The organism is Joostella atrarenae (genome assembly GCF_021764745.1).
Lineage (GTDB): Bacteria > Bacteroidota > Bacteroidia > Flavobacteriales > Flavobacteriaceae > Galbibacter > Galbibacter atrarenae.
In genome coordinates this window covers 180,832-206,642 of sequence record NZ_JAETXX010000003.1, presented here as the reverse complement: position 1 = coordinate 206,642, position 25,811 = coordinate 180,832, and the positions used below count along the sequence as shown (strand labels likewise).

The 25,811-nt window shown below is 33.3% G+C and carries 18 protein-coding genes and 2 pseudogenes; 18 read left to right on the top strand and 2 right to left on the bottom strand.

What is annotated here, in order from left to right:
* Nucleotides 1-102 precede the first annotated feature (102 nt).
* Entirely contained in the window at nt 103-1,995 is a 1,893-nt protein-coding gene (locus JM658_RS07645; RefSeq protein WP_236958662.1) for a right-handed parallel beta-helix repeat-containing protein, read from the top strand.
* Nucleotides 1,996-2,113: 118 nt separating this feature from the next.
* On the opposite strand, the pseudogene JM658_RS17310 reads toward JM658_RS07645, so the two are convergent.
* Nucleotides 2,114-2,286 (bottom strand): annotated as a pseudogene (locus JM658_RS17310) (IS256 family transposase); the annotation flags it as partial.
* A 569-nt stretch (nt 2,287-2,855) separates the two neighbouring features.
* Here JM658_RS17310 and JM658_RS07640 point away from each other — a divergent pair.
* The 13 genes from JM658_RS07640 to JM658_RS07585 all read left to right on the top strand — a co-directional run bounded on the left by JM658_RS07640 (nt 2,856) and on the right by JM658_RS07585 (nt 23,069).
* A complete protein-coding gene (locus tag JM658_RS07640; RefSeq protein WP_236958661.1) occupies nt 2,856-3,845 on the top strand; it encodes a hypothetical protein in 990 nt (329 codons plus the stop codon).
* 29 nt (nt 3,846-3,874) lie between these two features.
* Entirely contained in the window at nt 3,875-7,186 is a 3,312-nt protein-coding gene (locus JM658_RS07635; RefSeq protein ID WP_236958660.1) for a SusC/RagA family TonB-linked outer membrane protein, read from the top strand.
* A gap of 12 nt (nt 7,187-7,198) precedes the next feature.
* Nucleotides 7,199-8,848, top strand: coding sequence for a RagB/SusD family nutrient uptake outer membrane protein (locus tag JM658_RS07630; RefSeq protein ID WP_236958659.1), 1,650 nt, complete (start codon nt 7,199-7,201; stop codon nt 8,846-8,848).
* Between the two features lie 369 nt (nt 8,849-9,217).
* Nucleotides 9,218-12,259 carry an FG-GAP-like repeat-containing protein gene (locus tag JM658_RS07625; RefSeq protein WP_236958658.1) on the top strand — a complete coding sequence of 1,014 codons (3,042 nt, stop codon included), beginning with the start codon at nt 9,218-9,220 and terminating at the stop codon, nt 12,257-12,259.
* A 523-nt stretch (nt 12,260-12,782) separates the two neighbouring features.
* Nucleotides 12,783-13,442, top strand: coding sequence for a hypothetical protein (locus JM658_RS07620; RefSeq protein ID WP_236958657.1), 660 nt, complete (start codon nt 12,783-12,785; stop codon nt 13,440-13,442).
* Between the two features lie 151 nt (nt 13,443-13,593).
* Nucleotides 13,594-14,370, top strand: coding sequence for a hypothetical protein (locus tag JM658_RS07615; protein ID WP_236958656.1), 777 nt, complete (start codon nt 13,594-13,596; stop codon nt 14,368-14,370).
* A 369-nt stretch (nt 14,371-14,739) separates the two neighbouring features.
* Entirely contained in the window at nt 14,740-15,195 is a 456-nt protein-coding gene (locus JM658_RS07610) for a hypothetical protein (protein WP_236958655.1), read from the top strand.
* A complete protein-coding gene (locus JM658_RS07605) occupies nt 15,196-16,749 on the top strand; it encodes a T9SS type A sorting domain-containing protein (protein WP_236958654.1) in 1,554 nt (517 codons plus the stop codon). It abuts the gene before it with no gap.
* A gap of 227 nt (nt 16,750-16,976) precedes the next feature.
* Nucleotides 16,977-18,689, top strand: coding sequence for an arylsulfatase (locus JM658_RS07600; protein WP_236958653.1), 1,713 nt, complete (start codon nt 16,977-16,979; stop codon nt 18,687-18,689).
* A gap of 8 nt (nt 18,690-18,697) precedes the next feature.
* Complete coding sequence (locus JM658_RS07595; RefSeq protein WP_236958652.1) at nt 18,698-20,809, top strand: alpha-amylase family protein; 2,112 nt, start codon at nt 18,698-18,700, stop codon at nt 20,807-20,809.
* A gap of 266 nt (nt 20,810-21,075) precedes the next feature.
* Entirely contained in the window at nt 21,076-21,510 is a 435-nt protein-coding gene (locus tag JM658_RS07590) for a hypothetical protein (RefSeq protein ID WP_236958651.1), read from the top strand.
* Between the two features lie 6 nt (nt 21,511-21,516).
* Nucleotides 21,517-21,903 carry a T9SS type A sorting domain-containing protein gene (locus JM658_RS17250; RefSeq protein WP_394800470.1) on the top strand — a complete coding sequence of 129 codons (387 nt, stop codon included), beginning with the start codon at nt 21,517-21,519 and terminating at the stop codon, nt 21,901-21,903.
* A 107-nt stretch (nt 21,904-22,010) separates the two neighbouring features.
* Complete coding sequence (locus JM658_RS07585; RefSeq protein ID WP_236958650.1) at nt 22,011-23,069, top strand: glycoside hydrolase family 5 protein; 1,059 nt, start codon at nt 22,011-22,013, stop codon at nt 23,067-23,069.
* A 358-nt stretch (nt 23,070-23,427) separates the two neighbouring features.
* Here the strand turns inward: JM658_RS07585 and JM658_RS07580 are convergent, their stop codons facing one another.
* The gene (locus JM658_RS07580; protein ID WP_236958649.1) at nt 23,428-23,763 is read right to left on the bottom strand and encodes a hypothetical protein; all 336 of its coding nucleotides are present in this window, start codon (nt 23,761-23,763) and stop codon (nt 23,428-23,430) included.
* 229 nt (nt 23,764-23,992) lie between these two features.
* Between JM658_RS07580 and JM658_RS07575 the strand changes: the two genes are divergently transcribed.
* The 4 genes and pseudogenes from JM658_RS07575 (at nt 23,993) to JM658_RS17205 (ending at nt 25,811) form a co-directional block, all read left to right on the top strand.
* Entirely contained in the window at nt 23,993-24,346 is a 354-nt protein-coding gene (locus JM658_RS07575) for a single-stranded DNA-binding protein (RefSeq protein WP_236958648.1), read from the top strand.
* Nucleotides 24,347-24,439: 93 nt separating this feature from the next.
* Nucleotides 24,440-24,820 (top strand): DUF6876 family protein, encoded by a 381-nt coding sequence (locus JM658_RS07570; RefSeq protein ID WP_236958647.1) that lies wholly within the window; start codon nt 24,440-24,442, stop codon nt 24,818-24,820.
* Nucleotides 24,821-24,830: 10 nt separating this feature from the next.
* Nucleotides 24,831-25,028 (top strand): hypothetical protein, encoded by a 198-nt coding sequence (locus JM658_RS07565; protein ID WP_236958646.1) that lies wholly within the window; start codon nt 24,831-24,833, stop codon nt 25,026-25,028.
* A 390-nt stretch (nt 25,029-25,418) separates the two neighbouring features.
* Nucleotides 25,419-25,811: pseudogene (locus JM658_RS17205) on the top strand (BfmA/BtgA family mobilization protein).

Genomic DNA, 25,811 nt, shown 5'->3' with positions numbered 1-25,811 from the left:
CAGTAGTATTATCAAGAGGAGGTTTAACAAGTCAATTAAATAAAATATTCTTTTTAATAAAAAAATAACATAGGCTAAATGCAAAACATTTTATTATACATTATGAAAAAAACATTTATCTATTTACTCTTTTTTATTAGTTTTTTACATGTTTCAGCAAGTGAATATCATGTGTCGAAAACAGGGAGTGATTTAAATGACGGAACTGCTAACACACCTTTTTTGACTATTCAGCATGCAGTTGGTTTTGCCCAAGCAGGCGATACGATAACAGTACATGCTGGAGTGTATAGAGAGCGGATAAACCCTTTAAAAGGAGGGACATCAAATTCGAATAGAATATTATATAGGGCTGCACCAAATGAAAAAGTTGAGATTAAAGGTTCAGAAATTATTACTGGCTGGGAAAAGGTAAAAGGGAGTGTGTGGAAAAAGACATTAGCCAATAGTTTTTTTGGAGACTACAACCCGTTTAAAGATATTATCCATGGCGATTGGTTTTTTGATGAAGGTCGTGTGCATCATACAGCCGATGTCTTTCTTAATGGTAAATCTTTATATGAAATGGAAACACTAGATAAGGTGTATCAATCAAAAATAATAAAAGGAAGTTATGATGAAGAAGGTTCAACTTATACTTGGTATTGTGAAAGTGATAAAACCAACACAACAATTTGGGCAAATTTTCAAAAGTACAATCCAAATGAAGCTTTGATTGAAGTTAGTTCAAGGAAAACATGTATTTATCCTACCCAACCAGGAATAAATTATTTAACAATTCGAGGGTTTCATATCAGTCAAGCTGCTACACAATGGGCTGCCCCAACAGCAGGGCAAGTAGGGATGGTATCGACACATTGGAATAAGGGATGGATTATTGAAAATAACGTGATAAGCAATTCAAGATGTAATGGGATAACATTAGGTAAAGAATTTGGTACTGGCCATAATGTTTGGACAGCAGATGAAAAAAATAAAAATAGAGACGGAAGTATTAATTACATTGAAGTAATTTTTAATGTATTAAGAAATAATTGGGATAAGGCCCATATAGGCTCTCATATCGTTAGAAACAATACTATTTTTAATTGCGAGCAAACGGCTATTTGTGGCAGTATGGGAGCTGTGTATAGTACCATTGAAAATAATCACATTTATAACATCTATACCAAAAGACAGTTTAATGGTTATGAAATGGCCGGAATTAAATTACATGCTCCAGTAGATGTATTGATAAAAGCTAACAGCATAAATAATTGTGGACATGGTATTTGGTTGGACTGGATGACACAGGGTACAAGATTGACACAAAATTTATTGTATAAAAATTCTTCAGACGATTTATACATTGAAGTAAACCATGGACCGTATATAGTAGATCATAATATTATGCTATCATATGCGAGTGTTAGAAACTTGTCTCAAGGAGGGGCTTATATTAATAACCTTATTGGTGGGCGTGTTATTGTAAAAGCTGTAACAGATCGTTTTACACCCTACTTCCTGCCTCATTCTCTAAATATAGCGGGGCTGTCAACTATACAAGGTGGAGATGATAGGTTTTATAATAACATTTTTTTAGAACCTGATAATAAAATGGAAACCTACCTACATGCTAAACAAGATTCATGGATAGAAGCTAATTTGTTTTTCGAGAAGCAGGATTCAATACATATGGCATATAAGACAAACAAGTTTATTGATTTTGAAGCTAAAGCAAATGTTATTGAGAAAAATGAAAATGTTTTTGTTGATATTAATTTTATAGATTATGTCCAAGATTTTAAAGGAAAAATAGTTACTACCAGTACATTGGGGATAACTAAATTATCTAAATCAAGATTTGATAATCCAGATGGTTCAGACATTATGTTTAATGTGGATTATTTTGGTGAAAAAATTTCTGGTGAAAAAAGGTTTTTTGGTCCTTTTCATAGGTTTACAGAAAACAATAATAATGGAATAAAAGTATGGAGCATACTTGAATTGCTTTAAAAAATGACACTATCCCGTAAAGTGTGTAAAATTTAAAATTAACCAATAAAAGAATCTCAAGTCAATTTTTAACCTGAGATTTTAATGCTTACACACTTCATGAGATGATGCCCAAAATTCATAGGTTAAAATACAATTGATTGTAAGTTTGACCCCATTTGAATCGTGTTTTCTTCCATTTTTTACTGATGTTCTGCGCTGCTAAATAGATTGATTTTAAGGCTGCATCATCATGTGGAAACACTTTTTATTTCGTGTGCACTTGCGTAAGCTGGCATTAAAGAAGTTAATGCCTTTTAAAACCAACTTTTTCTCTTAAACAGTTATAAAAATAAAATGACACTTTCCGACAATGTGTGAACTATCAGTTTGCAGTTGTTTATTTCTCTTTTCGTTATTTTTAGACTATCAAAAAGCTTATAATTTGATTCTCTCGTTCTGGTCAAATACAACTTAATAAAAATAGTTATATAAAATTTAGATATAAATTCAATTGTATTTTTTCATAAATAATTTGAAACGTACGAATGATCTACAGGTATTAATCGTAAAACGCTTATTTATAGAAGAAACCAAGTGAAACCAAAGATTCAGAACTACCTGTACATCAAAAATACCATTTATTGCATCATTTTTTATAGCTAAAACCTGGGTGTGATATTAACTTTACAGAGTCGGACAGGTAGATTAAAAACTAATAATCACTCTGGAAAAACTTTAACTAATCTAAAATTAATTAACTAACTAAATTTAAAAATGATGAGACATTTATTTAAATCAAAATTTAAAATTATACCAATTTCATGCCTGTTTATACCTAATAAGGTAAACTCTATGTCTAACTAAACTTAACTAAAAAAATGAAACATTTAAAATTACTATCCCTTCTTTCTCTTGTATTACAGGTCGCAATTTTTGCCTCTTGTGATAAAGACGAGGATTCAGAAGCATTAAATGAAACCACAGAGGTGAAACTTTTGTCGATTTATGTTAACGATGATTTGGAAATACCTATAAGTCCCAATAATGTTGTTAAGCTAACAGGGTTTAACTTAAATAAGGTTGAAAAAATAGAACTAGTTACAAGCCCCGTTAATATAGTACTTCCGTTTGACATTGCAGCAGTTCCGCTTGCAAGTCAAGCACGTAAGCATAACTTAACTTTTACAGTACCATTATTTCAAGATGGAGAACTGGATGGTTATGGAGAAAAAACAATAAATATGGTTACTACAGATGGCTCGATTGTTAGCTTTCCTGTAATTTTAGAAGAGCCTTCTTTGCCTTTACCTCCAGAGACAATTCCTTTACCTGACGGATATTACGAAGTGTTATTTTCTGACTTTAATGGCGCAGGGATACCTGAGGCTCAAGAAGGTAGTTGGGGTGCTTTTGGTGTGGTAGATAAATCATTGTCTGGAGTTCAAACTGAAGAGGTTGTTCTTGGAGGTGGTGGACATCTAAGAATAGTCTGGGATGGCAATAAAGATTTTGGTTTTGGAGGAGTTCAAACATTAAACTTTTCAGAGCCAGATATCGTAACAACTGAAACAGATGCTTCAAAGGTTATGATTGTTTTTTCTGCAAAAGTAGACCAAATTGGTTTAGGGTTTAATATTGTTCCATTTGAACCAGGGCAACCATTTACCCAAACCATAAATTTTGACACCACAGAATGGAAAGAATACGCTTTCGAGTTATCCTCTTTTGGAGTAGGGTATGGAACATCCAATCAATCCTTTGATATTAATCCAGCTAATTTAGAAAAACTTCAATTTTCTATATCTGTAAATTCTGCCCCTAGTGCAACGATTCTTATAGATAACGTAAGGTTTTATATTAAGGAATAATAGAAAAAATATAATAAAACGATTCAATAATGAATTTAATACAAATGAAAAAAATATTTATAATAGCGCTACTTTTTTTTGTATCCAACATGTTTGGACAACAGGTAAGAGGTATAGTTAGTGATAATAGCGGTCCTTTACCAGGAGCAAACATAATGGTAAAAGGAACCATGAACGTTACAGTAACTGACTTTGATGGTAAATACAATTTAAACGACGTCCCAAGGAATGCAATTTTAGTTTTTAGCTATTTAGGATATAAAGAGCAAGAGGTTGCTGTGTTGGGAAACTCTACAATTAACGTGCAATTGCAAACAGATCAAACTACTTTAGAAGAGGTTGTTGTAGTAGGGTATGGAACTCGTAAAAAATCAGATCTTACTACATCTGTAGCTAAAGTTTCGTCAGAAAATCTTACAACATTTCCTGTGACTAGCGTTGTGAATTCTCTTGAAGGACGTGCTGCAGGTGTTCGAGTATTAAGTAGTGGTGCTCCAGGTGAGGATAGTAATGTACTCATTAGAGGTATAAATACTTTTGGAAATTCAAAACCTTTAATTGTCGCAGATGGAGTTTTTGTTGAAAGCATTGATCAAATAAATCCAGCCAGTGTTGAGTCTGTAGATATACTTAAGGATGCTGCAGCTGCTGCAATTTATGGCTCCAGGGCAAGTAATGGTGTTATAATTATCACTACTAAAAAAGGAGAGAAAGGTAAGCCTAAAATTAATCTAAGATTATTTTCGGGTACTGCTTTTGTAAATAAAAACAGATTTTTTGATGTAATAAGTGGTGAAGAACTAGCGCAGCTTACCTTGCTTGAAGATTTAACTGCTGCTGATGGAGAAGGTTTCCCAAATAGTCATGTTTCCAATTCACCTTCTCGCTTTTTTCTAACTGACCAAAATGGCAATACCACTGGTGTACTTGATCCAGATTTTGTTCCCGCAAATACTAATCAGCAAAGCCAAATTTACAATCCAGCATTTTTAACCAATTTTGATCTTGGTATATCTGCAGGAGGAGATATAGGTATGTACAACTTAAATGTAGGATATTATGATGAAGGAGGCGTGCAGCTTGATACTGGTTTTAAGCGGTATTCAACAAGTTTAAATAGTCAATTTCGAATATCAGATAACGTAAAGATTACACAAGTACTAAATGGGGGAGTCACTAAGTATTCACGCCCAGAAAATGATGGAGGTAGAACATTGGCTGAATGGGCACTTTTAAACCTTCCCTATTTGCCAGTTTACGATGAAGAAGGTAAAATATATGTGCCTAATGGTGTTCAAGATAGGGTTTTACAGATAAACAATCCCTTGCTTATAGAAACAGCCAATGATAATGATGTAGAAAGAAGAACTTTATATGGTTCCTTAGCTGCTGAATTTAAGCTTAGTAAGAACTTTACTAATACTACACGTGTAGGGTATAATATTTATGATGAAAGTACTAGCGCCATCAAACGTAGATTTGGTCCAGATGATATCGTTAATGGTACTCAAATACGTAGAAATCAGGAAGTTCGAAGGCTGATAAATAGATCTACCAATTCTAATGCATCTACTAACTTTACATATAGAAACCAATTTGGAAACCATAGTTTTGATGCCTCTTTCATAGCAGAGATTGCTGCTAGAAATTTTAATCAGGTAAATAGTACTCAAATTTCATCCTTAACTGTTTCTGGAATTAATCAAATTAGTCCTTCAGAAGAGTCAATAACTTCTACCCAGGACCAGATAAGCAAAATTTCATCTCAAATATTCAGGGTAAACTATGATTTTAAGGATAAATATCTTTTTACAGGATCTATACGTCGAGATGTATCTTCTGTTTTTCCAGCACAGAACAGCAACAATGAAGGGTACTTCCCTGCAGGTTCGGTTGGATGGGTTGTTTCTAAAGAAAAATTCATGGAGGGTATTGGTTTTATCTCTAATTTAAAATTAAAAGCAAGTGTGGGTGTTACCGCAAACAACAATATTGATGCATTTAGCTACCAAACAAATTTATTGAATAACACTTCAGTAGTATTTGGTAGTGCAGTGGTTAGTACATTAGTACCGGATACATTTTCATCTGATAATCTTACGTGGGAAACCAGTTACAAAACAAATTACGGAATTGATATATCCCTTTTTGAAAACAATTTGTCATTGTCTGCAGAGTATTTTAAGGCTGTTAATAATGATTTACTTTTGCGACAACCTATTGGTTTTTCTGGAGGGGTTACTGTAGATCCTTATAGAAATATAGGTGAAGTTCAAGTTGATGGACTAGAATTTACGCTTGGGTATAGTGATAAAAAAGGACCGTTTCAATGGAATGCACAAGGAAATATATCATTTATAAACACACAAGTAAATCAGGTTAATGGAGAAGGTGGAGCGATTTTAGGAGGGCAAAGTCAGTCGTTTAATTCGGCCTTCTTAAACATTATTCAAGTAGGAAAACCTCTATATGCGCTTCAAGGTTTACAAACCGATGGTATATTTAAATCTATAGAAGAGCTTAAAACTGCTCCCTTGCAGGAACAACGTTTTAGAGATTCTAACGGTGTAGCATTAATAAGATCAACTTCTCTTGATGCGAATGGGGAAAGAACCTTTACATTCACGCGTAGTACAGATAATGTGGTTATACCTATTGAAGATGTAATGTTAGATGAAAGTGGTACTTACCTTGGTGATATTCGATATAAAGACATAAATGGCAATTATATAGCTTCATCTGGAGACGATATAACTATTATTGGTGATCCTAACCCAGATTTTACTTATTCACTCGACTTAAAAGCGTACTATAAAGGGTTTGATTTCAATGTTTTCTTTACTGGAGTTTATGGCAATGATGTTCTTAATGTATCACGTCGTGGTTTATTAGCATTTAATGCTACAAGTTCTTTAGATGTTTCGGTATTAGATCGTTATAGATTGGCTCCTACAGACCCTGCTGACATAGCTCTTTTTGAACAAATAAATCCAGCTCTTTTAGAAGCAAATACAGATACTGATGTTCCACGTTTTGATGTTGGCGAGAACAGAAATGCGGTAGCCTCAGACCGTTTTATTGAAGAGGGGTCTTATCTTAGAGTAAAAAATATAACTTTAGGATATTCAGTAAACAAAAAAACATTGAGAAATATCGGTGATTCTTTCTCAAAGTTTAGAATTTATATGAGCGCCCAAAACTTATTTACATTCACGAAGTACACTGGGCCAGATCCAGAGATAAAACCTTCATGGTCAAGTAGAATACAAGCGATAGGAGTTGATAATGGTTTTGCACCACTTCCTACTCAAGTATTAATGGGTGTAGAAATTGAATTTTAATAATACGTAATTATGAAAAAAGTTTATAAATATATTTTAAGTACCTTTTTGGTTTGTTCATTAATTATTTCATGTTCAGAAGAGAAGTTTATAGATGTAAGTAATCCTAATAACCTTACTGAACAACAGGCTATTGAAGGATTAAACAACAATATAGCAGATCAATTAGTGTCGGGAGCCTATTCTGATATGCAAGCTGTAGGACTCTACGGTAGATACGGATTTTTCTTAGCAGATCATACGTCTGATGAAATGAAAGTTTCTACAAATTCCAATAATTTGGCAATAAATGAAGTGCAAACTTACACTTTGACATCGCTATCAGAATCTTTAAATGCATACTATGGTACCATATATAGAGGGATATTTAAAGCTAATTTTGCTATAAATGTAATGACTAAGTCAAAAAGTAAGGATATTGATCCAGATGTTAAAATACGACTTATTGCGGAAGCTAAATTTATTAGAGCACACTATTATTTTCTTTTAGTAACACGTTTTGGAGGTGTTCCTATTGAAGATGGCACAGAAGGATTGCGTCCTAGATCTTCTGAAAAACAAGTTTATGAGGAAATCATTAAAGATCTTAAGTTCGCAACAAAAAATTTACCTCCTAAAAACGAAGCATCGGTTGGTCGCCCTTCTAGTGGAAGCGCTTACGCATTGTTAGGTAAAACCTATTTGTTTACTGTACAAGAACCTGGTGCCCCTGCTGAATCCCAAAAATATCAAAATGCTTACGATGCCCTTAAAATGGTTGAAGGCCAAGGTTATCGTTTGGTAGACAACTACATTGATAATGTAAACGAATCAGGAGAGTATAATGATGAATCTTTATTTGAAGTCGGTTTTTTGCTTCCTGACAGTGGTACCTCAAAAGATGCATGGGGAACTGGAGCTGGAGATAATGAAACAACATTTATCAGTGCAGACTATTCGGGTTGGGGAAATGCCAGACCCTCAATGAAAATGCTTGAAGCTTATGAAGCAGATGGTCTTGTAATAGCTAATAATGGTAACAAAGTTACAGTAAACGACCGAAGTCAGGTTGATCCTCGTTTTTTTGACACATTCTTTGTTAATGGAGAGCCCTTTGGGAAATCTGGTTGGATTTGGGGTGAAATTGAAGACCAAAATGCTTACAGGAATCAATCTGGAGGCTTTGATGCTCCTCTCTCAGGTTTCATTGTTTCTAGAAAATATTCTAGACTTAATGACGAAGATTTTCATTTTACGGCAGAATCAGGAGTGAACCCGCGCTTACTGCGTTATGCAGAAGTACTTCTTTTGAAAGCTGAAGCAGCATTATTCAAAAATTCACCAAATATGCAAGAAGCTATCGATTTAATGAACGAAGTTCGAGCAAGACCTAGTGTTAATATGCCTCCTTATAACGGCACTGACATACGGGATTATCCAGTTACCAATATTTCAGAAGTATTCGAAGCTCTTAAGCATGAGCGTCAAATAGAACTCGCCCTGGAAGGAAAGCGTATATTAGATCTATATAGATGGGGTGATGCTCTAGAAGCATTAAGGGATGTAAAACCAAACTATACTAATGAAAGTAGGTATTTCCCTATTCCACAGGAGCAATTGGATACTAACCCGCTTATAGATCCTACAAACCCAGCACCAGATTATTTCCCAGAGGATAATTAGAGCTTTATTAGAAAGCATGAAAAGCAGAATTCAATTCTGCTTTTCATGCTTTAAAAATCTTATTTTTACTGTTCAATATTGAGAATGTTTAGTAATCATGAAAAAAAATCTGTTAATTATTTTTTTATCTGGTTTCCTTGTTGCTTGTATTAATGATAAAGAAAAGCATCATCAGGAACAAAAAAACGGTATTGCACCCATCTTTAAAGGTTTAAGTTCTAACCAAACCCACATAAAGTTTTCCAACACGCTTACAGAATCGGATACGCTTAATTATTTTACTAATCCATATATATATATTTAGGTGGAGGTGTTTCAGCAGGAGACATAAATAATGATGGATTAATAGATCTTTTCTTTACAGGTAATATGGTTTCGAATAAGTTATATCTCAACAAAGGAAACTTAGTTTTTGAAGATATTACTGAAAGAGCAAATTTAGAAGGAGATAAACGTTGGTATACAGGGAGTACAATGGTAGATATTAACAATGACGGTTATTTAGATATTTATTGTTCAGTAAGCGGTCAAAGTTATCCTCACATTAATCAGCTTTTTATCAATAATGGCGACATGACATTTACGGAAAAAGCTGCTGAATATGGTTTAGCAGATGAAGGTCATAGTATTCAGGCATCATTTTTTGATTATGATCGAGATGGTGATTTAGATGTTTATGTTGCTAATTATCCACCAACAACAGTGAACTTTACACCATATCAATACCTTCAAGCTGTTAATAATGTGACTATGGCACAATCTGGTCATATGTATAGAAATGACAATGGAGTCTTTAAAAACGTCACAAACGAAGCAGGTATGCTTAAGTATTCACTTTCATTAGGTGCTACAGTAAGTGACCTTAATAACGATGGATGGGATGATTTATATGTTTCTAGTGATTTTAACACACCAGATATGATGTATATAAATAATCAGGATGGAACCTTTACTGATAAGATAATGGAATCGACAGAACATTTCTCTTTCTACGGAATGGGGGTAGATATAGCCGATTACAACAATGACGGTTTACAAGATATTATTCAATTAGACATGAACCCTGCTAGTAACAGGCGCTCAAAGGCTAATATGCTAAGTATGAATCCAGATTTATTCTATGGAAATGTTAAAGCTGGGTTTGGTATGCAATACATGCAAAACAGCCTTCAAATCCACAGAGGAAACAAAGAAGATGGGACACCTGTTTTTAGCGATATATCCAGGCTAGCAGGTGTTTCTTCTACAGACTGGAGCTGGAGTCCACTTCTAATTGATCTAGATAATGATGGGCTTAAAGACCTTTTTGTATCAAACGGAACTAGGAGGGAAGTTAACAATAGAGATTACTTTATCTCTTTGGAAGGTGAAAAAAAGCATAAGGATAGTTTACTTAAAAAATCTCTAAATATACCCTCTGAAAGAATAGATAATTTTGTATTTAAGAATAATGGGGATTTAACATTTAGCAAAGTAAACGAGGCTTGGGGAATATCTTTTGAAGGGTTTTCGAATGGAAGTACTTATGCTGATTTAGACAATGATGGGGATATAGAAATCATTACGAATAATATTGACGATGTTGTTTCCATTTACGAAAACACTAGTTCTGAGCACCAAAACTTTTTAACACTTAGTTTTGAGGGGAAAGATGAAAATAAATTTGGCATAGGCACCAAAGCAATACTATACGCAAATGGTGGTTTACAGCATCAACAACTTACATTAACTCGCGGGTTTCAATCATCAGTAGCCCCTAAATTAAGTTTCGGTCTTGGAAAATCAAAGAAAATTGACAGTATTAAAATTATTTGGCCAGATTTAAAAGAGCAAACGTTAGTGAATGTAGTCACTAATCAAAACTTAAAGTTATTATATGCTAATGCCCAACCAAAGACTAATGCTCCAAAACCTCTAAATAATACGTATTTTGAAAATTCTACAGATTCATTGTTGGTTTACAGACATAAAGAAAATGTATATGACGATTTTGAGTCAGAGGTTCTTTTACCGCACCGCACGTCCCGTTTTGGGCCAGGTTTAGTTACAGGAGATCTTAATGGAGATGGTCTTAACGATGTCTATATAGGTGCCGCTAAAGGTTATCCTGGTGGTTTGTTTTTTCAAACTACAACAGGTAAGTTTGAACAACAGAAAACAAAAATACTTATCAACGATCGTAACCATGAAGACTTAGGTGCATTAGTATTTGATGCTGATATGGATGGTGACAATGATCTTTATATAGTAAGTGGAGGCAATGAATTCCCATATAATTCTCCATTGTTACAGGATAGGTTATATGTAAATGATGGTAAAGGAAACTTTAAAAAAAGCAAAGTTACCTTGCCCAAAATGATTAGTAGTGGAAATAGAGTGTATGCTAATGATTTTGATAAAGATGGCGATTTAGATTTATTTGTTACTGGTCGTTTAGTTCCAGGGAATTATCCACACCCAGCAAATAGCTTTTTATTAGAAAATATCAGCTCTAATGGTAATCCGAAATTTAAGGATATAACTGCGCAAAAAGCACCTTTTTTAAAACAACTCGGACTTGCAACCTCTGCGTCTTTTGCCGATATAGACAAAGATGGCTGGGATGATCTTATTGTAGTGGGAGAGTGGATGCCAATAAAAGTATTTAAAAACAACGAAGGAATATTTAAAGATGTATCTGAAGATTGGGGATTGAATTTAGATACCACAGGATGGTGGTTCAGTATAAATTCTGGAGATTTTGACAATGATGGCGACCAAGATTTTATTGTTGGGAACCTTGGTTTGAACTATAAATATAAGGCTGAAGAGGATGAGACTTTTGATATCTATTTTAGTGATTTTGATAGCAATAATAAAAACGATATTGTTCTTAGTTATTTTAATGAAGGGAAGAAATACCCCGTGAGAGGAAGATCTTGTTCTTCTCAACAAATTCCATCATTAAAGAAAAAATTTAAAACTTATGATGCGTTTTCAAAAGCGACATTAAACGAAGTATATAACCCAAATCAGCTTAAAAACGCTTTACATTACCAAGTTAAATCGTTTGCTAGTGTTTATTTGGAAAATAAAGATGGAAAATTTATTTTACATCAACTACCTAATGCTGCCCAAATATCACCAATAAATCAGGTTTTAGTCGATGATTATAACAAAGACGGTCATTTAGATGCTCTAGTAGCCGGGAATCTATACGCTTCAGAAGTGGAAACACCTAGAGCAGACGCAGGAATAGGTCTATTGCTTTTAGGTGATGGACGAGGGAGTTTTAAAGATATTCCCGCAACCAATAGTGGTCTTTACCTTCGTGGTGATGTTAAAGACTTGACAACTATAACTGTTAAAAACAAAAATTATATTCTAGCAGCTAAAAATGATGGATTTCTTCAATCTGTAAGAATAAAATAAAGAACCCAGCTTGACTTTTCGTGTTTAACCGAAAATGAAATAAAATTTGACCAGATAAGGTGTTTTTAGAAGTCATAGTATCGCTACGACTAATAAAAACAGTAAAATATGGGTGAATTTTAAGCGTTTTTTAGGAAATAGAAAAAGTCAAGATGAGTTCAATAGTAAAAGTTTAAACTCCAAAGCCAATACTACATTTTGTTTTGGAGTTTAAATATTTTCCCTTATTGAAAAAGGAGTAGTCATGAAAATGCTACAGTAAAATCTGTATTTATGATTTTCTTTCCTTTTTTATTGGTAAGAACGTAATAAATACATTTGGCGGTAACAAATCTTGAAAGCTGATGTATTGAAGTGTTTTCTTTTCACCCTATTATAATATATTTTAACAAAATAAATTAAAACTATGTACACCCCATTAAAGTTATCAGTTTTCGCAATAATTTTGCTTTTATGCTGTGAAAAAATGGATGAAAACACACCTAAACCTGAAACAAGGGACAGGTACCCTATACTACTGAACATGGTTCATCATAACCCAGGTGAACCCCACTTTGAATCTGAATATACGCAACCAGAATATATAAAATCTTTAGGCTATACAGGTCAAGTGCCAAAAATCGAAATTCAATGTGGACTGACTTATGATGATTTTGAAGATAATATAGTTCCTGAAAAATCAGCGGAGAAAATGTGGATACAACGTCATGCGGCAAATGTTAAAACGCGTATAGATATTGCGGAAAAATATGATGTTCCAATCTACCCTTTTACCGATGTTTTAGTAGTACCAAAATCGGTTTTAAAAAAGTACGAAGAAGAAATGTCTATCGATGGCAAATTGTCTATTAAGAAAGAAATGACCCAGAAGTTACTAAAAGCACAAATAGCAGAAATTTTTAAACGCTTCCCTGAAGTTGATGGGCTAACTATTCGTCATGGAGAAACTTACTTGCACGACACCCCTTTTCATCGAGGAACTTCTCCTGCTACAACACCAGAAGAGCATTCTATACTCATTAATTTACTTCGTGATGAAATTTGTGTGAAACGCAATAAAAAACTCATTTACAGAACTTGGGATTTTAGTCAATTTCATACCAAGCCAGAATTTTATTTAAAAGCGACTAATGCAGTGGAGCCTCATGATAACTTAATTTTTTTCGATAAAGCATGTAAATAATGATTTTTTAAGAGGTAACCCTTTTAATAAGACTATTGGCTTAGGAAAACATCAACAAATAGTAGAAATTTCCACGAATCAAGCAGGGATTTATGGTAGAAACAGTCATCCTTATTACATAGGAAAAGGCGTGATAGAAGGTTGGTCTGAAATGAAGGAAAACAAAAAAGGGCTTCAAGATTTATATACAGATGAAAAAATAAAAGGGTTTTGGACCTGGACCTGGGGAGATGGTTGGGTAGACCCTTATTTTAATAACGAACTCTGGATTAAACTTAACGAATATATGGTTAGGGAGTTTGCCCTTCATCCCAAGAAGAGTGAGGAAGACATTTTTTATGATTATGCACTTAATCATTTAAAACTATCAGAAAGTGATGCTGAAAAATTCAGAAAACTTTGCTTATTATCAACTGATGCCGTGTATTACGGACAAGCAACACAGTACGGTTGGACCAACCCCTGGTATGTAAGGGATCATTACTTGGCAGGCATAGATTTGCAAGATATTGTAAAAAACGATTTTACCGAAAAAGTCTTGGCTGAAAAAGAACATTATATTAAAGATTGGTATGAGATTGAAAAATTATCTAAACAAATAAACTTGCCAAATGTAGTTGATGATGAATTCTTAAAAGTCTCAGCTTCTTATGGACGAATAAAATATGAAATTATAGAGCAGGTCTGGAGAATACAAATCTTATTGGCCAAACACAAGTTAAATAAGGGGTTTGATGTAACGGAAGCTAGAGGAGCAATTAAGTTATATAATGGAAAATGGCAGGAGTGGGTTGCTCTTAAAAAAAGTTCACCCCTGTGTCCTACGCTTTATGTAGATTATGAAGTGGTGCACATACCTTGTTTTCAACCATTTAAAGCTTCCTTAAATGAATTAAAAAACATTGTAGATACTGTTAATAATATCTAAATTGAAATGATATTTTTAGTTTGTATGCTATGAGAAAGAGTTAAAAGTCTCTATACGTAAACGCGGTAAAATGTTATTTCCGTATTAAGGTATGCGAGATGTAATAATATATGGTATCTCAATTTAGTTCCATAAGTCATAGGTAATTGTAGGGTGTGACTAGGTTAGGTCTTAGAAAAGAAATACTCAAGACGAACTTAAAAAAGACACCCTATAGCTGCGTCCTAGTGTGCTTGCTTTAGGGAAATTCTTTGCAGCCTTAATATATGACCTTAGATAAAATGCAACATTAAGTGTATTATATGCATCATAATTTTCATACTACAGGTTGGGGATGGAGTAATTTTGCTTCTCTAAAACTAAATTATTATGAAATTAAACTACTTATTTACATGCTTATTTGCTTTTACGCTCTTTAGCATAAATGCACAGCAAAAAACACTGCTTAACAAGGATGGTGAACGCATAAGAGGAACAGCAATAGCGATTGGGAAAAGACCATATGTAACAGCTTCAACAAGTTTTTGCATGGATCCTAATGGATGGCAACAAATTAAAGATAGGCATTTAAATGCTGTACGAGTATGCTGGATTGGAGGTTGGTACAATAGACGAGGATTTAATAGCACATCAGACTATTGGGGTATACCAGACCCAAGCAGTCCAAGTACCCACGATACCCATCCTCTTATTGTAGCTTTAGATCAATCCGTAGCGAATGCTGTTGCAAAGGACATGACCATTATCATTAATTATCACAATACAGGCGAACAATCAACAGTAAATTATAATGGCACGACCTTATTACCGGAAAGTACTCAGTGAATGAAGCAATTTTGGCAAGTTGTTGCACCAAGGTATAAGGACAATCCTAATGTTATATACGAAATCACCAATGAGCCATTATTTAATTTTACTGAATACTATAATATCAACCAAGGCGATTATTATAATACTAATGGAACTTCATTTAAAAATGACTTACTAGAAATATACGATCAAGTTAGAGCCGATGCCCCCGAGAGACAGGTAATAATGTTTTCCTTTAACGGCATCCACCAGAGTACTATGGAAAATGCAATTAATGCCTACAGAAATGATATCGACTGGGACAAGACTTCAGTTGGTTATCACATGTACCAACAAGACAACGGACAGCTTCCTAGAAAGTTATCTAGAAACTATAGGATGATATGTACGGAATGGGATTATGCAAATAGCGGTCACTCTTATGTTAAAACAGTAGATGGTTATGAAGAAAATTCACAAACTTTGGAGCTGTATCAGCATTCCTGGTTAGATTGGAGCAGTTGGAACGATGTTAGTTTAAATAGTATAGATAACTATCTAATACCAGATGCTACATCCAAGGGTTATAAGTGGTGGAATGTTGCCCCAACTTCGAATAAAAAGATCACATTTAGGGCTAAAGGGACAAGTGGTACAGAAAATGTAAGAGTCTTAGTAAACAATCAAGTGGTGCAAAATTTTTCACTATCAAATCAACTAGACAATTATACCACCACAACACCTTTAACAGGAGATGTTAAATTAGAATTTACAAATAATAGTTCTGGATCCACAAATGTCCATACAGATTATCTAGCTTTTGGAGATATGATTAAAGATTCTGAAGATATGGTTGAAAACACAGGTGTCTTTCAGAATGGCTCTTGTGGTGGGATTTTAAGCGATGAACTTAATTGTAATGGTTATATTAATTACGGAAACTTTACTTCAAGTGAAGGCTCTGGAGAACTATACAATATTGTTGTTAGGGCTAGGGGCACTCAAGGAGATGAAGTTTTACAAATTAGTGTAGGAAGTGTTCTTATAGACGAGGTTATTTTATCTTCTACTATGGCAGATTATACTTTTAGCTCAGACTTGAATGGAAATGTTAAGGTGGATTTTATTAATGATGCTGGATCCAGAGATGTTCAAATAGACCATGTAAGATTGGGTAGTGTAACGCACGAAGCGGAAGGAATGCCTATCCATACCGGTATTTGGAACCCTAGTGAAAGCAAATGCAATGGAATGTTTAGCGAATGGATACATTGTGGAGGTTACATTGTTTTCCCTTCAAACTCGGCAAGTCAATCATTAAGCACTAACGATTTTGTAAAATCTTTAAACGCCAATTTATACCCTAACCCAGTTAAACTCCATACGGCTTTTACAATAAGTATCAATGGTGAGGTGTCTAATAATATTTCGATAGAAGTATATGATGCTTTAGGTCATACGCTTTTTGTTAATCAATTTAAAAACAAACAAAGTTTAAAATTAATAACTCCATCGGCATTAAACATCAGAAAAAAAGGGCTGTATTTTGTTAGGATAAATAATGTAACAAAAAAACTAATTGTAAACTAGGTATGTAACAAACTTAGAGGAGTAGTTTTTATTTATGGCAAAAAAAAAATATTATAAGGTTAGCAAATGTTTCAAAATTAATTGTATTCAGTGTTGTTAATTAATAATACTATTAATTAAGCTTTCTAATATCAAAGTAATAAATTTTAAAATCTCTATCAAAGAGATCAATGAAAATGGAGGATAAAACAATTAAAACATTAATTCAAAAAAGATTCTTATAAATTATGAATAGTAATAAATTATTTGTTTTAAGTATAATTTACTTAGTTATATTATTATTTTCCTGTAACTCAAAAACTACAAAAAAAGAGAAGGCATTTGTAAATAAACAACCTAATATTCTTTTCATTCTGGCCGATGACCAAGGGTATGGTGATTTTAGTGCTTACGGAAATACCATTTTAAAAACTCCTAATATTGATAAAATTTATAAGGAGAGTACACGTTTCAATAACTTTTTTGTAAGTCCAGTATGTTCTCCAACAAGAGCATCTATCATGACGGGAAGATATAATCAACGTACAGGAGTATGGGATACATGGAAGGGAAGGGTTAGTATGCATGGAGATGAATATACAATTGCAGAAGCATTAAAGGATAGAGGGTATACAACAGCCTTGTTTGGAAAATGGCATTTAGGATACAATACTCCTCAAAGGCCAATGGATCAAGGATTTGATAAGACATTTGAATTTGAAGAATATGCAAAAGATTCTGCAACTAGGTTTGATCCTATAATGAAGTCTAATGGTGTGTTAGATCATCGAAAAGGATTTTTAACAGATGTTGTTTTTGATGATGCTATAGAATGGATTGAGGAAAAATCGAAAGAAAATAAACCCTTTTTTGCCTATGTTGCTACTTATATGCCACATACAGCAGATAAACCTCAAGTACCTTTTGAATATGTAAAACCTTTTTTAAAGAATGATAGTTTAGTGAGACATACAGCCGAAGTTTATGGTATGATTAGTAAGTTGGATGAAAACGTAGGGCGTTTAATGACTAAAATAAATGAACTTAATTTAGATGAGAACACACTAATTATATATATGTCAGACAATGGTCCTCAAATTGAAGGGGGAGATCAAGGAAGACAGGTAAGATATAATATCGGAATGCGTGGGGAAAAAGGAAATGTTTATGATGGGGGTATCAAAGTACCATGTTTTTTTAGGTGGCAGGGTAAATTACGAGCTGGTCACGAAATTAAAAGTATGGCTGCTCATATTGATTTGTTACCATCTTTAGTAGAAATTGCCGACAATACAAACTTGAATCTTCCAAATCCAATTGATGGAATAAGTCTTGTACCTGCTTTATTTGGTAAAAATCATATTCCAAAATCAAGAACTTTCTTCAGTCAATGGGATCGTGCAGCTGTTCCAAAACTTTGGAATAATGTGACAATGAGAACTGATACCTTTAAATTAGTTAATGGTAAAGAGTTATATGATATTTCTAAGGATCCATATGAGAGCAATAATATTGCAGAAGACAAGCCAGAAGTTTTTAATAAAATGATTGAGGCTACCAAAAAATGGTTTGATGATGTTTCTTCTACAAGGGGGTATGTTACCAGTTATACAGAGCTAGGTTCTTCTGCTCAAAAGAAACTCACGCTCCAATTTTTTGATAGAAATGAAAATGGTTGGCCGTTAAAGGTTCTAAAAACTGGACCTTATAAATTTATTGTTGAGAATGTACAACCCGATTTATTTCCTCATGGTGCCAAGTTGTGTATAAAAATAGGGGACACATTGATGGAGAAGGATATGGTAAAAGGCAAAAACGAAATAGTTTTTGAAAATATAGAAGTTGGAACAGGGCTACAAAACCTCACTGTTTATACAAAGGGATTTAAAACACCAAAAATAGGAAGGTGGAACCAAGAAGATTTAGGTTATAGAAATATTATAATTGAATATCAAGAATAATAAAAATTATGCAACTGGTAAGAAATATCTTTGGGTTAAGCTTATTGTTTATAATATTAATAGGTAAGTGTTATTCACAAAAAAAAGCAAATTCAACCGATTTACATGTTAATCTGGATAAGGCAAAAGCAACTTATAAAAACAATAAGTTATATGTAAGTACAGGAAAGATTAGTAGAACATGGGTATGGAGTGGAGCAGGTTTCAAAACTGTAAGTTTCAAAAATAAAATCACTGGGAAAGAATGGGCTACAAATGCTTTATCCTCCTATGATTCAGACTGGAATTTACCAAATAAGATTGGGAATAATTCAAAAGCTTCTTTAATTTCTGTTGATTGTAAGGTGTCCAATGATGATAATTTTACATCAAAACATCTATTGGTAACGACAGAAGTTTTATACGAACACGGTATTCAAATTAAATATTTAATCCGTGTATATCCAAATGAACTAGGACTATGGACTGCTTTAGAGGTGAGAGTGAATGAAGGTTTTTCTACAGAAGGGATTCCGAAAGATATAGCATATAAAAAATACTATGGTTCCAATCAGCCAATAAAAATTGCAAGAACAGAATATGTTCCGGTAGATTTTTCGTTGGAAAACAAACGTCGATATTGGGGATATTATAATGATCCTGGTAATCGTGTGAACACTAAGGATATGGTGAAAGAAGAGGTTGTTGAAGGTTGGCCACTTTTTAGCGATGAACAAAATACATGGGCTAGTGGGCTCTCTATTGAAACAGGAAATGAAGGGTTGATTCTATTAAAGGAATCTAACAAAACAGTAAATAATTATGGTCACCAAACAGGTAGTTTTTATTGTACACCTAAAGGGGTGGAGGTTACAGGGTGGGGGTTAAAACCCAATGAAATCACTAATGAGTTTAGAAGAACCTGGGCTACTTGGAGCATACTTTATAGTGATGGTGAAGATGGAATGCAGTTAGCGCTTAAAAAGTTTGATAGAACCCGTTTTCCAATCAATAAAGAAAGAGACATGCACATGCTTGTAGATACCTGGGGAAGCGATTATAGAGAAGGCAAAGGCGATAAAATATATGGTCGCGAAAATTCTGAATTTTCTGTTATAGAAAAAGAAATAAAATCAGCTTCAGAATTAGGTATGGATATTGTCCGGATTGATGATGGTTGGCAAGATGGAGATACATTTAGTAGAAAATCTTGGCATCCAAATACAAATATTGGATATGACGCCGATTGGAAGAATGTAAAGAAACTTGCCGAGAGCAACAATATAAAGATAGGGCTTTGGGCTGCCATACGTTATATCTCGCCTGAAGAAATGAGAACCAACCAAGAAAAACTGGATGTGGCTACTTGGAAATTAGATTTTGATAAAATAGAGGATTGGGAGTCCTATCATGTAAGAATGGATGGTATACGGGACTTTATTAAATTTTCAAATTATCAAACGCAGGTTTCATGGTGTCCTGAATATGACGACCCTCGCTATGGTTGGTATAGTACTGCTCGTGAATATGGACCAATGTATTTTCAAAACATCCAAAATAACATGCCACACCATATTGTCTATGTACCCTACGTTACATTGCGCCATCATTGGATGATGTCTAAATTCTATAACATGAACAAGCTACAAACCAATTGGCAAAATCCAAGCAGAACAAATTCAGAGTTTTCAGATGCCGTAAAACATAGCCAATCCTATTGTGCCATGACAGCTTTTGTGGGTGTGCCAGCTGGTTTTATGTTAACTCAACTAATGAAGCCAGAGGAAAAAGCAGAGTTAAAAAAACTTATTGAAATCTATAAGAAAGAAAGAACTATAATTTTTGATAGTTATGTTTTTCCCATAGGAAATAAACCTAACAATGCTTCTTGGACAGGTTTTCAAATATATCATCCAGACAAAAAAACAGGCTACTTAATGGTATTTAGAGAACTTCATAACTCAGAAGAGTCAAAAGAAATCAATGTAAAATTTCTTGAAGGAAAGAAAATTAGATTAATCGACTTGGAACAAAGTAAATCAAATTCTAAAATAATTACTGTTTCAAACAATAAACTAAAACTAGAAATAAATAAAACACCAGGGTATCGCTTTTTTAGATACACTATTTTAGAAGAATAAATATTTATAACGGTTTAACAGGGGGTTCACAAAACGAATAGCCCTTTCTTGAAACAAGAAAAACTAGTGAATTCATTTAAGCACTAAAAACTGTTGCTATAGGCATCTTTGTTAAGTTTTTATTCATGAGTATATCAAGATGTTTTACATGTCATTTGGAAATTTAGATACGATATGCTCCAAATCTACTATTAAATGCTTGATTTTTTACACTCTTTTTGTTAAAACGAGGATAGTTTTGGATAATAATTTTAAAACTAAACTTTATGAAAAAATTTACAATTTTTACTTTATTACTTGGAAGTGTTGCTTTTGGGCAAAAAACTATTGCAGACTGGGATGGTACAGATCCTGTTAGTACTCAAGTGTATGCCAGTCCTAACGACAACAGTGTAAGGACAGGTAATGTTATTGTTAATCCAACAGGGGCGACCGATCCAAATAATACTTCAGCTAATGTATTTCAATTTAATATTACAGCTTCAAATACGGATAACAATCCTGTGATTATTATAACATTTAGCGAAACTGATGAAGCAACATTAGCCACGGATGGTAATATTGTTGAGTTTGATATGAGGTCTAGTATATCAGATGTTCAGACCCATACACTTATAAGACCTAAAGATGCTGGATCTTTATTTGCTATAAATTTTGGGTCAAATTATACGGCTAGCGCAGGTGAGTGGCAAAGAATATGAGCAACAATTTCATCAAGTGGATATAGAAATGGTTTTGATGAAAATACACCTTTTGGTAGAATTGACATCAGACCGAACTCTGGTCAACCCAATACCGCAGGAACTTATGAAATTGATAACGTTGTTTTAGGAACAGAAGCTCAACTTTCAACTGGTAATTTTTCAAAAAACAACATTTCTGTTTATCCTATTCCTGCCAAGAATACACTAGTTCTTAACGGAATAATTCAAGGTGAAACCATTAACATCATAGATGTTACTGGTTCAATTATTGGAACCAGACATATAAACAGTAGTTTAAATTTAAAATCTATTGATGTTTCTACTTTATCATCAGGTCTCTATTTTTTACAAACTGAGAGTGGAAACATTAAAAAATTTATAAAGGAATAATTCTTAAAGTGTATGTTATTTGTTTTAAAGGGGCTGTGTGTAGTAACTACAGCCTTTTTTGATAGCCTATAATTAATCAATGTAGAAAGAATAAAAAATTTAATTAAATGATTTATATATTAAAAGAAAACTTGTTGATAGTATTAATTGTTCTATTTGCTTGTTCATGTGACAATAGTGATAATATTCTAGTAGATATGGAAAATCCTGAAATTGAGGTGCCCGAGGCAGAAGATCCTCCAGAACTTGTTGAACCTAAAAATACCACAGGCACCTTATTGGATCGTAATGGCAAAATGTTAAGAGGCGTACCTATGCCTATTACACAAATTAACAGTAATGATGGTGTTCCATTTTCTGCAAATGTTAATAATTGGATAAAACTAAGAGATGAGTATGGAATAAATACAGTAAGAGTGTGTTGGTTCGACCTTTGGTTAAAAATGAGAGGAGCTCAAGAGGACCAATATTGGAATATAGATGAAGCTATGCCCCACATTGATAAATGTGTTGAAAACGCTATAGCTACAGGAATGAATGTAATTATTAATTATCACGTTACAGGGGAAAATATGGCCTTTAAAAATTATGCAGGTGAAGAAGTTGGTATTGATTTCAACAGAAATCATGATGAGCGCATTGAATTTTGGACCAGAATAGCAAAAAAGTATAAAGGGAATAATCTAGTATTTTTTGAACTTAGCAATGAACCTAACTTTTGGCATTCCTATTATTTGAATGAAACATTTAAGAAAAATTTATTAGAAGTATATAATATCGTTAGAAAAGAAGCTCCTAATAGACAAATTTTATTATTTAGTTTTAACGGTACTCATTATGATCTGAAATCTGTTGTTGAAAATTATAGTCCCGATATAGATTGGAGCAGAACATCAGTAGCATTTCATGCTTACGAAGACACATCATCTGCTAAAATACAAGAGCTTATGAGTGACTATCGTATTATATGTACTGAGTGGGATTACTATGGAACACATGATTATGTAAAAAAAATAGATGGAGAATTACTAACAGCCCAAACAATGGAACGTCTAGGAATAAGTTGGGTTGATTGGTATAATAAGGAATCTACCAACTCTTTAAATAGATTAGAAAACGTATTATTACCAGATGCCAAGACTAAAAATTATTGGTGGGGTAATTAAAACAGGATAAATTTTGGTATGTTATTTTTACATTATTGTATAAATTGAAAAAAGCTGTAAATCATATGGTGCGAGGTTTAAGCAGGTTTTGATACCTAAACAGTGCAATAGGAGACAACGACCGTAATATCTAATTTTTAATGTTTATAAGGTTTTCAGAAGATCTCTAATTCAATGAGTTTTTTAAATTAATAGCAAAATCATAGTAAATTTGTTAAAAGAGGGTTGATAAATAATTATTATCCCTCTTTTTGTTTTTATAAGTTGTTTTCTAGTTAAAGTTAAAATTGGAATATAATTCCCATTCAGCACATTCCCTTCCATTCCGTAATAACTCCATTCCAGAAAAAGAGCTTCATTAAAAAAGTCTTGGACACAATCCCCACTTTTTACTTTCCATTACGTTACCCCTTTCCATCCCGATAGCAATCGGGACTGGAAAGGTAAGCCTGTCCAGAGCGCAGACGAAGGGCTCCATTCCCAAGTAAAAAGCGTGAATCAAGTCCGCCAAATAAGGAAAAATGTATTTGCATTTTGTTACACTTCCTTTGGTTTTGTATTTCACAAAGACTTTAGAATTGCTTCCATAATCCAACACCGTTATACCTTTTTTTGATAGCAAAATACCAACATTTTGAAGTTGAACAGACTGCATAATCACTACGCTGCGCTCATTTTTATAAGTCTTTATCAATTCAAAATATTTAAACAGTATAAGCAACAAAAGAAGGTAACAGCGTCGGCACTATGGGAAGTAAATCTAAAATGAATCTAATGAAATCATACAAAATCAATAAAAAGGAAGCGGAACAAAAGTTAAAAAAACAAAAAAGGAAAACGCTCTGGATATAATAAGTAAATCAATAGTAAAGCCTTTTTGAATAGTTCAGATAGGTAAATATTAATCTTTAAATTTTTTAATCATGAGTACTCTAAAAAACAAAGTACAGTTAATTGGTAACGTAGGAAACGAGCCAGAAATTTCGAATCTTGAAAGCGGAAAGAAAGTTGCTAAATTTTCAATTGCTACCAATGAATTTTACAAAGATTCAAAAGGAGAGAAACAACAGGACACCCATTGGCACAATATTGTAGCATGGGGGAAGATTGCCGAAATCGTAGAAAAATATGTAGGCATAGGAAAAGAAGTTGCTCTGGAGGGAAAATTAACCTCACGCAGTTATGAAACTTCGGCGGGTGAGAAAAGATATGTTACCGAAGTGGTTGTAAACGAAATTTTGCTTTTAGGAATTAAAAGCGATAACGCTACGGCATAATTATAAATTATAAGAGAGCGTTCCTGTCGAAAAGTTGCGCTCTCTTTATTTTCCGATAATTATCGGGAATTAACTTCTAAAAAAGAAATTAAAATGAATGATAAAGTTAACAAAATAAAAGCCGAATTACAACATTTTGTTGGTTCTGAAATGTTCTTTAAAATCCCATTAATTGGTACTCGATTTACTGATGGCTTAAAATATTTGACCAACGAAGCGGAATGCTTTTGGTTGATTACAGACACTTCAGTTATTGCCAAAAGTTTATCAAAAAAATGTTCTTTTATTACCATCGATTTTAAGCGACTTTCTGAAAAGGAACAACTTGAAAAGCAATGTGAAGCTATCATTAATTATAGTGATGGGGATAATAATATTTTTGAAACCCACAGATATAATGTAACCAATTTTCCGTTAGATGAATTACGATTATATTTTATAGATGATACACTTATGCTGCCTAGCGAATATTAAAAATGGCGCTATGGTATATCTCAATTATTCGAACCTTGATAAGGAAACTCAAAAGCGATTGGTTTCGGTTTCTAAAAAAGATGTTGAACATAAATATGGAAATGATTTGAAACGCTATGCAGAAGAATATCATGTAAAATATGATGCGCTTTTGGAAGAAGAAGCTCTAAGAAATTTGTATTCTTATGACTATGTTTTTAGTATCTAAATATGATTTTTAACCCAAGACCTTTAACTATTTAGAGGTCTTTTTTTTGATCTACAATTTTATATTTAGCAATAAAAATAGAGGTTTACTAAAGATGCTTTTAAACTTCAAGAAGAATACTCTTAAAAAATCGAAATCCAATTTGTGTTACCATTAAAGCTATTACATTTTTGGATGTGATGGTATTTTTTTGTCCCGCTAAAGCGTGACGAAAAGGAATAGCAAGAGGGTAACACGCTAACGCGATGTTTCGATTTTTAGTTTTGTCAAAAACCTAGTAAAATCAGTACCTATCGGCGATTGATTTTTTTGATTTTAGAATTTCTAACATGCTTTTTCAAGGAAAAAGGTTGTCAGCCCAATAAAAACAACAAGTTTTTTCAAGGAAAAATGGATAAAGGATATGAAAAAGAACGATTTGAAAGCCTAAGTATTAAAACTTCGGTGGCTAAAAAGTTTAATGGATTTTGTAAAAAAATGTCGCTTTCAAAATCAATGACGCTTCTAATGATGCTGGACTTTTTTGAAGATAATGGTATTTCGCCAAAAGAAACTATGTGACCAAACATGCAAACATTGGAGCGTGAAATTAAGAAACGAATTAACGCCGTAATAGCTATTATAAAAGATATAGAAAAGCACCATGACAAACCTACAACGGCGATGTTACAATCATTATTTATCAAGCTTGAACCCAAGAGTGAAAACTTGATGTTAGAGAAAGAGGTCAAAGAGAAGAAAGTACAGTTTGTAGAGAAAAAAGATTCAAATAATCAATTATAG